We start from the raw sequence: 15,019 nt of genomic DNA, 5'->3' as shown, positions 1-15,019 counted from the left end.
ATCGATCCGTTGGAAAACCGTTGCAGCCTGCCGTTACGGCAGCGGCGGGTTGTTCCAGCGCTGTACGGTGACGATCATGTGCCCTTCGCCGGTCTGGCCACCGTCGGCCAGCGTGGCGATGACCTTCAGGTTACCGGCGTTGTTGGTCATCATCTTGCGCTCAGGGTTGGGCCCGGCACCGCCTGGCACGAACACACCGTCGGCCTGCATCTGCCCGGCGAACTTGACGTCTTCATCCTCGACAGCACGCTCGTTGAACGGCTCGACCTTCCAGCTGGCCGGCAGGTAGCCGATACGCAGCGGCTGGCCATTGGCATCCTTGCCCCAGGCTTCGGCCTCGAAACGCCCCTGCACTTTCGGCACGGAGGCACCGTTCTCGCCAATGCGCGCGATGGAGAACGCCGGCACGACCTTCACTTCGTCGACCTTGTCGTAAACCGCCAGGTTCACGCCCTTGAGCGCACCTACCGCCACCTCGCGCAGCCCTGGCCTGGCATCGGACGCGGCGCGGGCCTTGACCCTTACCAGGGTCGGGGTCTGCTCCAGCACTTCGGTCACTTCCACCCCGGCACCCAGTTCCGGCTTGCCAGTCAGGCCGCTGCCAACCAGGGTGATTTCGCTTTCGCCTCCAGCCTTGATGAACGCCGGTTGTACCGCCAGCAACTGCGCCTTGCCTTCTTTTACGGCGCTGAAATGCAGGCCGCGCTCATCGTGATCGGCTTCGAACATACGGCCTTTCATCTCGCCATCCAGCGCGGCGAACACCTGGCGCAGGTTGGCATCGCCAACCTTCACATTGCCCCGCCATTCATAACCGTTGTACAGGATGGCCGAGCCGCTGCCGTTGAACGGTGTACCGTCGGCGTAAGCGCCCTTGACCTCGACCTTGAAGGTATCGCCCTCTCCGGCCGTGACGCTCATCACCCCACGTACATCGCCCTTGGCCAGCATATGGCCGCTGAATGCCCACTTCCCCGGCAGTACGTCCGCCTTGGGTTTGGCCTTCTGCCATTCGTCCCAGGCCGCGCTATCCATCGGGAAGCGCTTGGCAAGGTCCGGCACCACTTGCTGCAGGGCGATCGGCAGCCAGTCGCGGTCACGCGCCTGGGCCTGGTATTCAAGGGACGGCCATTGGCCAAGGTGGAAGTGGACCAGGTGTTCCCACTCCTTGGCCGGGCGCCGTTGCAAGGCGACACGGGCACCCGAGTGGCAACGGCCACAGGTCTCGCTGAGCTGGGTGTCGAAGTGCTCGACAGTATTGAGCCGACGCTCCATGGCGTAGCGCACGCCATCGGTTTCGCTGGGCGCCAGGCCCTGTTTGTCGGCCAGGTATTTGACCAGCGTGCGACGATCGTCGTCGCTGATCTGAAGGCCATGCATCACCTGCATGCGGGCGATGCTCATCAGCCAGCCTTCCGGTGTCTTGCGCTGGTGGCTGATGCGGCTATAGGTGTCGTTGCCTTCGGGGATATGGCACCCCATGCACTTGTTCTGCAACAGGCTCGGGCCCTGCTCGGCCGCCATGGCCTGGGTGCTCAGCAGCGCGGCGGCGACCAGCGCCAGTTTGCCCGCATGCCGCCGGAGTCGAGTCGTCTTCAAGGTCAGACCTCCACGGTTGTTGTTCTTATCGTTTTCGCACGCTTTGGTACAGCAGGTGTGCATGTGACGGTTGTGATACAGGAACTGTGCCAGTTAGGGTAAAAGCGTTTTCTTTCAACCCTTTAAGCGGTTTTCGGGGCTTGGCCAGGAGCCGGGATGGCCATTTGCAGCGTGCCATTTCGCGACAGGGTGTTTCATGTTGAGACAGGGCCCGCGAAGAGGCCGAACAGGCACTGTTTCACCACCGTCTCACAGCGTCTCAATGTGCAACAGCGCAACCCGGCAATCGCACCTTTGCGCTCAGGCAAAACCCAACGCCCACAACGCTTTGCGGCCATCTGCCCAGGTTGGCACGGGCATTGCGCCAGTGCCCGTCACATCCAATGACAAGAGGCACAGCCCCATGCTTTCCGAACTGCCCATCCTGCCCGCCACCCGCGCCTTTCTCGAACGCAAGCTGAAGATGCGCATCGGTGCCGACTGGCAGGACGCCGCCAGCGGTCGCACCCTGTCGTTCCGCAACCCGGCCACCGGCGAAGTGCTGGGTGAAGTGCCTGCCGCCGAGGCCGAAGATGTCGACCGCGCCGTGCGCGCTGCACGCCAGGCCTTCGACGACTCGCCCTGGAGCCGCATGCGCCCACGCGAGCGGCAGAACCTGCTGTGGCGCCTGGCCGACCTGATGGAGCGCGATGCGCGCCAGCTGGCCGAACTGGAATGCCTGAACAATGGCAAGAGCGCCGCCGTGGCCCAGATGATGGACGTGCAACTGGCCATCGACTTCCTGCGCTATATGGCAGGCTGGGCCACCAAGATCGAGGGTAGCACCGTCGAAGCGTCCATGCCGCTGATGCCCAACGACCAGTTCCACGGCTTCGTGCGCCGTGAGGCAGTGGGCGTGGTTGGCGCCATCGTCGCCTGGAACTTCCCACTGCTGCTGGCCTGCTGGAAGCTCGGCCCGGCACTGGCCACCGGCTGCACGGTGGTGCTCAAGCCTGCCGATGAAACCCCACTGAGCGTGCTCAAGCTGGCCGAGCTGGTCGACGAGGCCGGCTACCCAGCCGGCGTGTTCAACGTGGTTACCGGTACCGGCCTGAACGCCGGCGCCGCGCTCAGCCGCCACCCCGGCGTAGACAAACTGACCTTCACCGGCTCCACCGAGGTCGGCAAGCTGATCGGCAAGGCGGCCATGGACAACATGACCCGCGTCACCCTGGAACTGGGCGGCAAATCGCCGACCATCGTCATGCCCGACGCCAACCTGCAGGAAGCCGCAGCCGGTGCGGCCACGGCGATCTTCTTCAACCAGGGCCAGGTGTGCTGCGCAGGCTCGCGGCTGTATGTGCACCGCAAGCACTTCGACAATGTGGTGGCCGACATCGCCGGGATTGCCAATGCCATGAAGCTGGGCAACGGGCTGGACCCGGCGGTGCAGATGGGCCCGCTGATTTCAGCCAAGCAGCAGGACCGCGTCACCGGCTACATCGAGCTCGGCCGCGAACTGGGCGCCACCATCGCCTGCGGGGGTGAAGGTTTCGGGCCTGGTTACTTCGTCAAGCCGACGGTGATTGTCGATGTGGACCAGCGTCACCGCCTGGTACAGGAAGAAATATTCGGGCCGGTGCTGGTGGCGATGCCATTCGATGACATCGACGAAGTGATCGGCATGGCCAACGACAATCCCTACGGCCTGGGTGCAAGTATCTGGTCCAACGACCTGGCCGCTGTGCACCGCATGATCCCGCGCATCAAGTCCGGCTCGGTGTGGGTCAACTGCCACAGCGCGCTGGACCCGGCGCTGCCGTTTGGTGGCTACAAGATGTCTGGCGTTGGTCGTGAGATGGGTTCAGCGGCCATCGAGCATTACACGGAGCTGAAATCGGTGTTGATCAAGCTCTGATCCTTTTTCCTGTACCGGCCTCTTCGCGGGTAAACCCGCTCCTACACCAGGTATCACATGCCCTGTAGGAGCGGGTTCACCCGCGAAGAGGCCGGCACAGGCAACAAAAAAACAACAATAAAAACCATGGAGCAACCCCATGAGGCACACACTCGCCTGCACATTGGCCCTGCTGTTAACCGCCCCCGCCAGCCAAGCCTACGAGCTGTACAACCACGATGGCACCACCCTCAACGCCGACCTCGAAGCCCTGTTCGGCGTCTTCCACAGCGACGAAAGCTTCAACCAGGCTGGCAACCGCCAACCCGGCAGCACCGCCTGGCAGGAAGGCTACGTAAAATACGGCCTCAGCGGCAGCCAGACCCTGGCCGATAGCGGCACCCTCTACGGCGCCTTCAGCCTGCTCAGTTCCGCCACCTGGGGCGATGGCGACGCCGCCGGCCTGACCCTGGGTGACGAACGCCGCACCGCCATCGAAGACCTGTACCTGGGCTGGCGCTCGGCCAACCTGTTCCCGGCGCTGGGTGAAGATGGCGTGGACATTTCCGGTGGCCGCCAGGTCGTCACCCTGGGTGATGGTTTCCTGATTCAGGGTGACCCGGTCAACCTGGGCAAGGTCGACCTGGGGGCCAACTTCGACCGCGGCGGTGCCTACTACCTGGCCGCGCGCAAGGCCTTCGACCGCACCGCCGTGCTGCGCCTGGGCGGCAACCAGGGCTGGCGCGGTGACCTGATGTGGTTGAAGTCCGACAACCATTACCAGGCCGACACTTCCCTGGCGGTAGCCAACCTGGAGCACGTCGCCGATACCGGCACCGTCGGCCTGAGCTGGATCCGCGGCCTCGACGTGGACCAGCGCTACGCGCAGATCATGGGCCTGGAACACCGCGACGGCATGGACACCGCCAGCTTGCGCGGGCGCGGCAACCTGGGCGTCAAAGACCTGGAGCTGGCCGCCGAGTACGTGACTCAGGACAAGACCGACGGGCGCGAGAATGCCTGGTACCTGGAGGGCAACTGGACCTTCTCCCAACTGCCCTGGTCACCCACCGCCACCTACCGCTACAGCCGCTTCTCCGAAGGCTTCGACCCGCTGTTCTATGGCCTGAGCCGGGGCTACGGAACCTGGTTCCAGGGTGAAGTGGCAGCCAACTATGCCGGGCCCTTCAACAAGAACAGCCAGGTGCACCATGTAGCGCTGAAGGGCAAGCCACGGGACAACCTGACCGTCGGCGCGCTGTACTTCGACTTCGACACGCTGGACACCGACCAGGGCAACCTTGGCGGGCGCGAACTGGACCTGTATGTGGAATGGATGGTCAACGACCACCTGCTGATCAGCCCGGTGGTTGGTTTCTACAAGCCGGAGCGCAGTGCGGCCAATAGTGGTACGCAGCTGGGTGGGCGGGATACCGGGACTTACCTGCAATTGATTGTCGGGACCTTTTTCTGATCCGACATCCTGGGGCTGCGAAGCAGCCCCGGCAATCTCAAACCAACCCCTGCTCCCCCAGCCACCGCCGCACGCTCCTCTGCTGTTCACCCGCAAGCCCCGACAATACCGCCTCAACAGGCCGCCCACTGCGTATTTGTCGCACCACCGGCGCCAGTTCCACCCCCTGCAAATGCCAAACCCCCAGCGGCTGGTCCGCCGTCACCACGACCTCGGCTTCATCCACCAGCCCGTCACGCAGCACCGGCCGCCGCTCAACCCGCACCGCTTGCCAATCAGGCGCCTCATGCAGGGGTTGCGCATCCGGCCAACCCTGGCGCCGGGCCCAGAACGGTTGCCCCACCCGGCTTTGTTCCTGGGCATAGAAATCCCGGCCAATGCGGGCAAAACGCAAGAACAGCTGCTCGACCCGCTGCTGGTGAAACTGCCGCGCCAGCTCAGCCCGCTCAGGCCTGCGCAGCAACGTATTGATCACCACTGGCGCCTGCAATGCCGAAGAGAGCGACTGAAAAATCCCGTTGCCCGACAGCGGGTCAACGGCCATGGCGGCATCCCCCACCCGGATCCAGTCCTGCCCGACACATTCACCCGCCAGAATGGCGGTACTGCTGCGTGCGTGCACCTGTGCCGGTATCAATGCCTGATCGTCGAACAGTTCGGCGACCAACGCGCTGCGGCCCCGCAACGTCACGCAGTAAGCTGCCAACCCAGCTTTCCCCGGCAGCCCGGCAGCCTCCTGGGTGACTTGCCAGTAACAGCGGCCATCTTCCAGCCGTGCCATCCACGCCCAGCCATCCTCCAGGCTCTCCACCGCCGACGCAGGCGCACCGGGGCTACCCTGCCAGACATTGAGCAGGCTGACCGTTTCCGGCCCACGCAGGCGGTCTGCGGCCAGGGGTGCCTGACGGCCTCGGGCCTCGACCAGGAAATCAGCGGTCAGCACCTGCCCATCGTCCAGGCGCACATGATGACCGCCCCCCTGCACGACCTCACGCACCCGCCCCTCGACCACACTCACGCCTGCGCGCTGAAGGTCTTCGCGCAGCGCTTGGTCAAAACGTTGCCGGTCGAGCAAAAACTCCTGGTTCATCTGCAGATGCTGGCCGTTCCAGCGTACCTGGCGGGTGGCCGGCATGGCCGCCTGGCTCAAGGCCCCGCCAAGGCCTGCATGACGCAAGCCCTCCAGCACCCGCTGCGAAACGCCTTCAACTGCCGCGAAACGGCGCCACTCCGACACCACTGTCACGGAGTAACCCAGCCGCCGCAAGCCAATGGCCGTGGCGGCACCCGCAGGGCCGGCGCCCAGCACCACGATGCGCAGCTCAGCCATGGCGGGCTCCTCGTCGCTCGGGCCCTTTGAAGGCCGCATGCTCACGCAACCAGTCATGCACCTGCTGGCGGTCCATCCCCTGGGCATCACGCAGCAAGGCGGCAATCTTCCCGCTCAACGCCGCACAACCCAGGCTCGCACCCGCCCGCTCACCCGCGCCCACGTAAGCGCCAAAATCCGCCTGTCGCGTACCCAGCCACGACCACTGGCCCGGTGCACAGCGGGCATCGCCGGTGACCCGAATGACGCCTGGGTAGCTGGCCGGGAACACCGGCCCACCCTGCGCCGGGCTGGATGCACACAACAGCACACCTGCGGCCAAAGCCTCGGCACAGGCCTGGTGCAGCACGGGCCGGTCCTGCTGCAAGCCCAGGCTGAGGTTGACCAGCGTGGCTCCCGACTCCACCAGCCACAGCAATGCGGCAGCCACCTGCAACGCACTGGTGCTGGCCTGGGCACTGAACACCTGGGCCACCAGCACCGACACAGGACCGGCCTGGTGTTGCAAGCTGGCGAGCACCGCACTGCCGTGCCCAAGTTGGTCGGGGAGCATTTCACCTTCGCGCAACTGGCCGTCTTCCAGCCAGAAACGGCGGGCGTCCAGCAAGCCGTTGGCCTGCTCCGGCGAGCAGCCGCTGTCGATGATGCCAACGCGCACGTCAGTGCCCATGTTTGATCACCTCCTGCGCCAGTACCTGCAACTGGCCGTCATGCAGTTGCAGCTGCAGGTCGGCATCGGCCAGGGTCGAAGCCCGGTGGCTGATCAGGATGCGCGTGCGGCCGGCGAACAGCTGGTCGATGGCCGCGATCACTTCACGCTCGGTGGCCTCATCCACTGCCGAAGTGGCCTCGTCCAGCACCAGGATCGCCGGGGCCTGCAACACTGCACGAGCAATGGCGATGCGTTGTTTCTGGCCCCCGGACAACTGCTGGCCGCGCTCGCCCAGCAAGCCATCCAGGCCCAGCGGCAGGCTGTCGACCAGGCTGTCCAGCCGCGCCAGGCGCACCACCCGTTCCAGTTCATCACGGCTGGCCTCGGGCACGCCATAAGCCAGGTTCTGCGCCAGGGTGCCACGGAACAACACGATGTCCTGGCTGACCACGGCGATTCGCCTGCGCAGCGCAGCCAGGTCAAGGTCGCGCAGGTCGACGCCGTCCAGCAGGATGCGCCCGGCGTCCGGGTCGTAGAAGCGCTGAAGCAGGTCGATCAGGGTTGACTTGCCCACCCCGGAGGCACCGCTGATGGCGACTTTCAGGCCACCCGGGATGCTCACCTGCACGTTGTTCAGTACCGCACCCTGACGCCCCTCATGGGCAAAGCTCAGCGCCTCCAGGCGCAACTCGCCGGGGCCATCGGGGATGGGCTGCGGGTTGGCGGTCTGATGTACTGCTACCGCTTCCTGCTTCAATTCCATCACCCTTCCCAGGCTGACAGCCATGCGCTGCACCGCCACGTACAAGCCCAACAGGCTCTGCACCGGCCCAACCGCCATGCCCATGTAAGTAGAAAAAGCGATCAACGCGCCCAGTTGCCAGGTGCCCTGGATCACCCACCAGCCACCGACCAGGAACGCACAGGCGCGGCACCACGAGGTGAGCGTGCCGGGGATGGCCTGGGTGAAGAATTCGGTCACCTGCACCTTCAGCAGCTGACGCATGTAACCTTGCCCAAGCTGGTCCAGGCGCCCTGCTTCCCGGCCTTGCTGGCCGGCCGCCTGAATGAACTTCATCGCCGGCAGGGTCTCGACCAGGAAAGACGACACATCCGCCGAGCGCTCACGCAAGTTGCGCACTTCGCGCTCCACCTTGCGCCGCATCCAGCGCAGCCACAGCACTTCGATCGGCACCAGCAGCGCCAGCAACAGCGACAACTGCCACGACAGCATCAGCATCAACGTCACCGCGCCCACCAGGCCGATCACCGCCGACACCGCCGAGAACAGCGAGTCCACGGCAAAGCGCTGGATCTCTGCCACATCGCCATCCAGCCGCGAAAGAATGTCGCCGATACGCCGCCGCCCGTAAAAGGTCGGTGACAATTGCTGCAGATGGCGGTAAAGGTCGTCACGCAGGGCAAACAGGATGCGCCCCGACAAGCGCGTATGCAGGTAGCGGTTGACCCCAGCCAGCACAGTGCCCAGCAGGCCCGCGCCGATCATGATTGCCGCCATGTGCCAAAGCGTTTGGTAATCCTTGGCCAGCAGCCCCTCATCGATCAGGGTCTTGACCAGCCAGGGTTGCGCCAGCGCCAGCAGCGATGCACCCAGCGACAAGCTGAGCAACAGGCCGATGGCACGCCGATGGGGGCGCACGAAACCATACAGCCAGGCCAACGCCTGGCGCATGAGTACAGGGTCGCTGGAATCCACCAGCCTTGCGAACAGGCCGCCCACGTCAGCCGCGCAACTGCTTGAGCTTGCGGTACAGCGTCGCCCGGCTGATACCCAGTGCCGCGGCGGCGGCCGAGACGTTGCCCTGATGGCGCGCCAGAGCACCGCGGATCTGTTCCAGTTCACTGTCCTTGAGGCTGCCGGAGGGCGCTGCGCTGCTGGCCAGTTCGTCCAGCAGGCAGTCAGTAAGGTGATCAAGGGTCAGCACCTGCTCGCCATCCTCGCGCATGGCCAGCGCGGTGCGTACCACCATTTCCAGCTGACGGATGTTGCCGGGCCAGTCGAAGCCTTCGAGCAACGCGGTCAACGCCGGGTCGAGGGTTACGCCACGCGCATCGGCCTTGTCCAGCAGGCCCTGGATGATCGCCGCCAGGTCGTCGCGTTCACGCAGGGCCGGCAGGCGCAGCGACACACCGTTGACCCGGTAGAACAGGTCTTCACGGAAGTGCTGCTCCTGCACCAGGCGCTTGAGGTCGCGGTGGGTGGCGCAGATCAGCGCCACGTCGATGTCCTGCTCGTCACCCGCCCCCAAGGGTGCTACGCGGCGCTCCTGCAGTACCCGCAACAGGCGTGCTTGCAGGGCGAGCGGCATGTCGCCGATTTCGTCGAGGAACAGCGTGCCACCATGGGCCTGCATCAGCCGCCCGACCATGCCGCCCCGGCGCGAACCGGTGAAGGCGCCCTCACGGTAGCCGAACAGCTCGGACTCGATCAGCCCTTCGGGAATGGCCGCGCAGTTGACCGCCACAAACGGTTTGTCGGCACGCGGGCTGGCCTGGTGCAAGGCCCGAGCGACCACTTCCTTGCCGGTACCGGTTTCGCCCAGCAGCAGCACTGGCAAACCATTGCCCAGCCCCTGGCGAGCCATGCGCAGGTTGCGCGCCAGGCGTTGATCACCTCCGGCCAGAGCATCGAGTGCAGGCGACTGTTTGCTCAAGGCCGGCTTGCTGGATGGTGTGCTGGGGGTTACCCGGCCATGGCGCGGCAGCTGTAGGGCACGGAAATAGAACTCGCCCTTGGCGGTCTGCACGCTGCTGACCCCGCCCTGCCACAGGCGAGCGATAAAGGCCGGGGAACGTTCGCCCAGCAGGTCGGTGCTACGCCGCCCAATCAGTTCGTGACGCGGCACCTGCAACAGCTGGCAGGCACCGTCGTTGGCAGCCAGCACTTCGCCGTCCAGGCTCAGGGCCAACAGGCCGTGCCAGGCACTGTTGAGGTACTGCGGGCGGCTGTGGAAGGCCAGCACCAACTGGTCCGGGTGGCACAGGCCAAACAGGCGGCTTTCAATGTTGCCCGCCGCCAGCATCAGGGTCGACAGGCTGTCCTGCGGTTGCGCCATCACCCCTTCGCGGGTGATGTCGAGCACGCCGATCACCTCGCCGCGCGGGTCGCGCAGCGGGACGGATGTGCAGGAGAACGGGCTGAGGCGGTCGAGGTAATGTTCGCCGCAGTTGATCAGCGTCGGCCGGCCTTCGACCACGGCCGTGCCGATGGCATTGGTGCCGCGCAGCGATTCGCTCCAGCAACTGCCCGGGTGCAGATCGCGCAGGCCTTCGCGTTGCAGCACGTGCTTCTGGCCTTCGATGGCCAGCACGTTGGCCTGGGCATCGCCGAGGATGACGATGCCAGCCTTGCCCTGGCGCGCGACCAGGTAGTCGAGTTCGGGGGTAACGGCATCGATCAGCAGGCGGTTGCGCTCCAGCAGCAGGCGCAGGTCATGGCCCTGTTCCAGGCCCAGGCCGACCTGTTCGCCCTGCAGGCAGTCCAGGCCGTGGCCCAGGCTGCGGCGCCAGGAGGCGTCGATCTCGTCGCGCAGCATCCCTAGCGGTAGTTCGCCTTCGCTGGCCAGCTTCAGGCGGGCCTCGCGGGATTCGTGCAGCGGGTCGTGGGCGTTTGTTATAAGTTGTCGCGCCATTTTCTACTCCGGCTGTGCCCCGCAATGTGACGGGGTACGGGCTTGGGAATTTTCCGCAGTGTGCGGGAGAAATGGCTGGGCGTCATCTGGTAGTGGATGGATTGGGGCGTAGCTGGCCAGGTTAATTGAAGCTGGCGCAATCCCTGTGGAAGCTGGCTTGCCAGGGTTCGCACCAACCCTGAGGACTGCGCTGTACCTGTGGGAGCGGGCGAGCCCGCGAAGAGGCCCTCGAGGTCAATCAGGGATATCGATCGATATCACCAATAGCCAAGCCCCGTCAGGCACTCGACGCCGCCTTCCGCCCAGCCAGTTGCTGCCTCTCATCCAGCAACGCCTCCACCACCGCCTTGGCCGAATCCAACCCATGGTCATTGCTCAACAACAGATCACGGCAGGTGCCCTTGGCCAGTTCCAGCGCCTTGAGGTTGGTCGCAAACGCCCCTTTCAGCAGCGTGGACAGGTGCACCAGCGCATCTTCGTAATCCACGCCGGAACGAACGGCGAACAACGGTGGATGGCTGCATTCGCAGGTGGAGAAACTGGAGGCCGCCGTGGTGGCGCGTACAGGAGGATCAGGTAAGCCTTTTGTCATTGTGTCGCTCCTTGATTCACTGGAGTGGGCAATTCGTGCATCGGATAGCGGGCACGCATTGCGCTTCACGAGTTCAATGGGTTATGGCCGAAACTTAGGACTTTTGCTCAATCCACCGTTGCCAAATCACCCAGAGTCAACTGTCAAATCTATCAGTCGCCCAAGAGATATTTCTCGACCATACTCCAGCCAAAACCTCGGTAGATCTCAATGACCAGCCCGCAGCATCTACGACACTTCTACATGCATACGCACTTACACTCGGTGCTGACAAGCGCTGCCAGCGCTACGTTCTTCCGTGACAGCTCCGTAGTACTGGCCGAATTATTGTGTGAAGCCAATCAGACAGCGACCACGCTTGTAGGCTCTGACATGGCCAGATCACCCATAACCCGCAGTACGGAAAACACCTCCTTACCGCAGGCTTACACCTCATACGGCTACGAGCAACCGCCAGAGCCCACGCTCAAATTAACGGGTTTTACCGGCCAACCCCGATCAGTATCTGCACATTTATACCTGATGGGCAGTGGGCGCCGTGCCTATAATACTGCCCTCATGCGCTTCTGTTCTCCTGACTATCTAAGTCCATTTTCGAAAGGTGGGATCAACGCTTACGTTTACTGCAACAATGACCCCACAAATTACTCAGATCAATCGGGTCGCGTCAGGACACCTCACCTAGGTACCGCCCACGCCTCTGCCCCTCTGAAACAGATAGCCCCGAGAAGCAAGGCCATGCATAAAACACGCCCTACCACGAACCATGTGGAATTTGAACTTGTCGAAGAACTTATAAGCAAACAACATGACTCCGATGCTACGATACTAGAAAAAGCAGGCAGCGGGGCCGTGACAGACATGCAGTTAACTAATGATCAAATAAACTCCGCATTCCAGCCATACACGCCAAAAACCGGGCCTCAACTATTTATAAACAAAAAACACCACCCAAACATTACAACCACTGAAATTGACGCCCTCAGACACCATAACCAAAACACCTCAGAAGCGATCTCAAATAACATCTTAAACCACTGGCTAACTGCTCGGACACTCAGTCTACGCACCGTAACCTTTCTAACAGACGAGGGCATACCCCTAAAGGAAGCGGTAAAAATTGATGGCCGTCTTAAGAACAGATTGCAAGCTATCCGAAAAAATCTAAGGCCTCGCTGACAAAACTTTAAAATAGCCTACTGCAAATATCTTATATCACACTACTCTTCTAGAAATTTTCCGATCAAGTCAACACAGACCGCTCGACCTGTGCTGAAATCGCCCTCCGTTCAGCCACCCCAACAAGCCTTGCCCATGGGTCAGATGGGCTTTTCCGATTTCGAATGCGCCGGTAAGCGCAAGCAAACCCGCCGTGAGCGTTTCCTGGCCGAGATGGATCAGGTCGTACCGGGGAGCGGTTTGCTCGCATTGATCGAACCGCATTACCCAGAGGCCGGCGGTGGCCGCAAGCCGTACTCACTGGAAACCATGCTGCGTATCCGCCTACTGCAAAACTGGTTTTCGCTGAGCGATCCGGCCATGGAGGAATCACTGTACGAAATCACTTTGACACGCCAGTTTGCTCGATTGACGCTCAGCGCGCCGATTCCCGAAGACACGACGATCATGAATTTCCGGCGCCTGCTGGAGAAGCATCAGCTCGCGGCAGGGATTCTGGAAACCATCAGCAACTAACTGCAATACACAGGCCTGTCGTTGCGTCAGGGCACGAACGTCGACGAAAACGCCGGAGCGATTCCCTATCAATCCGCACCATCTCATTCGGGGACCGTCCCCCTCGCGGGCCATATACCAGATCCTCTTTGAGCGCCGGAGGTGATATTAGGTAAAACTGTGAGAGCCACTGGCATGGATTAACCCGGGGGCCCACACACCCCAACAGTAAATGTCAACTGTTAAAAATAACGATTGCGGCACGTTATTCACTAATCTATATATACCTACAATATTAAATAAACCAGGGGCAATGATCGATGCTACGCTATACCCCCTATGGTTGGCACATGGCGGCTAACCACTCAACCCTCGCATTCAACGATCAGCCGTTCGATAAAACATCCGATGGATATTTACTCGGGAATGGTCGGCGCGGATACAAGCCGCGCTTGATGCGCTTTTGTTCGCCGGACAATTTAAGTCCATTTCAATCAGGCGGCATCAACAGCTACGCCTACTGCCAAGGAGATCCGATCAACTTTGTTGATCCAAGTGGCCATTCCGGCGTTCTGCCACTACAAATTCTGGCCGCGCAAAAATTACCGCCTTCGTCAAGGCCAGGAAATTTAAGAGCATCCAACCTGCGGTCATCCCAATTAATGTTTGATGATTACATAAAACTATTAAACAACAAAAAGCCAAACCTGTATACCATGGAGACTCTCGAGATATTCAAGGGACCACACACAGATATCATGATCCGAGAGTCGGCACGTGATGCTTTCATTTCGGCTAGAAGCAAAGATTTCAGCCATCTAGTAATAAAGGAGCACCGAGACCGCTTAATATTAGCAGGCATCGACAAAGTGACTTCAAAGCAACGAGACCAAGCTAGAAATGCGATATCTCTTGGCACCCCACCGACAGACCCTGAAATCATACCACTATACCGTGGATTGCTTGAGATCCGTAACCTATATGGCCCCCCTACAGTGGGTTCCACTACTCTAATCAGCAGGCCAAGTGCGCTTCACGGGCGCAACTATCAGGAGCAGGTAAAAATACTAAGAAACAGCATGCACTCATCCCATTTCAACACCTCACCAACTCAATGAAAGCCGATCGCCTAGCCGGTAGCTTATACTATTGCCTGCATCGAATAAGCTAAAGTCTCGAAATGCTTTAGGAAAACTCCAATCAAGTTGCCCGAAACCTGAAATTAGCAATGTTTTCAAGAAAATTCAGCACAGGTCAGGCGGCCTGTGCTGAATTGATCAGAGCTTCCCTAACAGTCAATCACGGCTGCTGATTCTGGCTCAAGAACTTGTCCACCGTGGCTTTGCCATCAGCTGGATCCCCCGCCACCTGCCACAACCGCCGCTCGATCCCCTGCGCCAGCAAGTGCCCCACCGCCGCTTCGATCGCCGACAGCACGCACAACTGCGCCGGTTCATTGGTGGTATACCCCACCTCGGCTTCCAGCAGTTTCTTGAACTCGATGAACTTGAACACCCCGGCACTGCGCCCCACCGAGTAGATGGTCTTGCTGGTCATCACGTTGGCCAGCACCTGCCCGGTGCGCACGTCCACGGCGCGCAGGTTGACGGTGACCTGGTCCACCCGGTACTCGCGAGAGATGTCGATCCCCAGGTAGCGGGCGCCCTCGCCGCCGCTGCGCACGTTGGTGTCGTAGGCGATGATGCCGCCTTCGAGCATCAGGTTGGCGGCCTGCAACGGGGGCAGTTCGCCCATGATGTTTTCCGCTACATCCGGCTTTTTCTGCGATGCACGGATGATCTTGCGCTCGGTCAGCAGGTTCTGCAGCCCTTCACGCTCCAGCACCACGAACCAGCCGCTGGCACTCAGGGCGTCCATCAACATGCTGGCCGCGCCTTGGGTGACGCTGGTGGAGAACGAGCTGGCCGGGGTGGGCTTGTACTGCCCGGTCTGGTCGCGGAAGCCGTACACCACGGCCATCAGCCGGCCTTTGGGGCGTGGCATGTTGATCAGGTCGTAGTAGGTCGAGGCCCTTGGGGTCAGGGTCGGGGTTTCCGAGTCCTGTTCAGCGGGCATCGGTTCGCGCAGGCCACAACCTTGCAGGCCCAGGGCGGTGAGGATCAGCAGCGTGCTCAGCAGACGTTTCATGGTGTTCTCTCCCCAACATAA

The 15,019-nt window shown here is 61.9% G+C and carries 11 protein-coding genes and 2 pseudogenes; 6 read left to right on the top strand and 7 right to left on the bottom strand.

From position 1 onward, the window contains the following. Positions 1 to 33 precede the first annotated feature (33 nt). Positions 34 to 1,599 (bottom strand): quinohemoprotein amine dehydrogenase subunit alpha, encoded by a 1,566-nt coding sequence (gene peaA / locus LU682_RS12715; RefSeq protein ID WP_060489447.1) that lies wholly within the window; start codon positions 1,597 to 1,599, stop codon positions 34 to 36. Between the two features lie 403 nt (positions 1,600 to 2,002). On the opposite strand from peaA, the gene LU682_RS12710 reads away from it, so the two are divergent. Together LU682_RS12710 and LU682_RS12705 are read left to right on the top strand one after the other, a co-directional pair. Next, the gene (locus tag LU682_RS12710) at positions 2,003 to 3,496 is read left to right on the top strand and encodes an aldehyde dehydrogenase family protein (RefSeq protein WP_010954328.1); all 1,494 of its coding nucleotides are present in this window, start codon (positions 2,003 to 2,005) and stop codon (positions 3,494 to 3,496) included. Positions 3,497 to 3,635: 139 nt separating this feature from the next. Continuing rightward, complete coding sequence (locus LU682_RS12705) at positions 3,636 to 4,949, top strand: alginate export family protein (protein WP_010954329.1); 1,314 nt, start codon at positions 3,636 to 3,638, stop codon at positions 4,947 to 4,949. A gap of 37 nt (positions 4,950 to 4,986) precedes the next feature. Here the strand turns inward: LU682_RS12705 and qhpG are convergent, their stop codons facing one another. From qhpG to LU682_RS12680, 5 genes are all read right to left on the bottom strand, one after another. Further along, entirely contained in the window at positions 4,987 to 6,279 is a 1,293-nt protein-coding gene (gene qhpG, locus LU682_RS12700; RefSeq protein WP_049587700.1) for a flavin-dependent monooxygenase QhpG, read from the bottom strand. Continuing rightward, complete coding sequence (gene qhpE, locus LU682_RS12695) at positions 6,272 to 6,949, bottom strand: subtilisin-like serine protease QhpE (RefSeq protein WP_049587702.1); 678 nt, start codon at positions 6,947 to 6,949, stop codon at positions 6,272 to 6,274. Before qhpE ends, qhpG begins: the two co-directional genes overlap by 8 nt. Beyond that, the gene (locus LU682_RS12690; protein WP_049587704.1) at positions 6,939 to 8,672 is read right to left on the bottom strand and encodes an ABC transporter ATP-binding protein; all 1,734 of its coding nucleotides are present in this window, start codon (positions 8,670 to 8,672) and stop codon (positions 6,939 to 6,941) included. Before LU682_RS12690 ends, qhpE begins: the two co-directional genes overlap by 11 nt. A 1-nt stretch (position 8,673) precedes the next feature. After that, positions 8,674 to 10,584 carry a sigma-54-dependent Fis family transcriptional regulator gene (locus tag LU682_RS12685; RefSeq protein WP_010954332.1) on the bottom strand — a complete coding sequence of 637 codons (1,911 nt, stop codon included), beginning with the start codon at positions 10,582 to 10,584 and terminating at the stop codon, positions 8,674 to 8,676. 277 nt (positions 10,585 to 10,861) lie between these two features. After that, positions 10,862 to 11,092 carry a hypothetical protein gene (locus LU682_RS12680; protein WP_049587726.1) on the bottom strand — a complete coding sequence of 77 codons (231 nt, stop codon included), beginning with the start codon at positions 11,090 to 11,092 and terminating at the stop codon, positions 10,862 to 10,864. 294 nt (positions 11,093 to 11,386) lie between these two features. Between LU682_RS12680 and LU682_RS29820 the strand changes: the two are divergent. From LU682_RS29820 to LU682_RS29980, 4 genes and pseudogenes are all read left to right on the top strand, one after another. Further along, positions 11,387 to 11,779 (top strand): annotated as a pseudogene (locus tag LU682_RS29820) (RHS repeat-associated core domain-containing protein); the annotation flags it as partial. A 135-nt stretch (positions 11,780 to 11,914) separates the two neighbouring features. Further along, positions 11,915 to 12,355 carry a hypothetical protein gene (locus LU682_RS12670; protein ID WP_232014169.1) on the top strand — a complete coding sequence of 147 codons (441 nt, stop codon included), beginning with the start codon at positions 11,915 to 11,917 and terminating at the stop codon, positions 12,353 to 12,355. A 135-nt stretch (positions 12,356 to 12,490) separates the two neighbouring features. Continuing rightward, positions 12,491 to 12,868 (top strand): annotated as a pseudogene (locus tag LU682_RS12665) (IS5/IS1182 family transposase); the annotation flags it as partial. Positions 12,869 to 13,170: 302 nt separating this feature from the next. Then, complete coding sequence (locus LU682_RS29980; protein WP_010954335.1) at positions 13,171 to 13,968, top strand: RHS repeat-associated core domain-containing protein; 798 nt, start codon at positions 13,171 to 13,173, stop codon at positions 13,966 to 13,968. Positions 13,969 to 14,149: 181 nt separating this feature from the next. Here the strand turns inward: LU682_RS29980 and LU682_RS12655 are convergent, their stop codons facing one another. Continuing rightward, positions 14,150 to 14,998, bottom strand: a complete 849-nt coding sequence (locus tag LU682_RS12655) for a CsgG/HfaB family protein (RefSeq protein ID WP_010954336.1) — start codon at positions 14,996 to 14,998, stop codon at positions 14,150 to 14,152. Between the last annotated feature and the right edge of the window lie 21 nt (positions 14,999 to 15,019).

It is taken from the genome of Pseudomonas alloputida, from assembly GCF_021283545.2.
GTDB lineage: Bacteria > Pseudomonadota > Gammaproteobacteria > Pseudomonadales > Pseudomonadaceae > Aquipseudomonas > Aquipseudomonas alloputida.
This window is presented reverse-complemented; position numbering and strand designations above follow the sequence as displayed.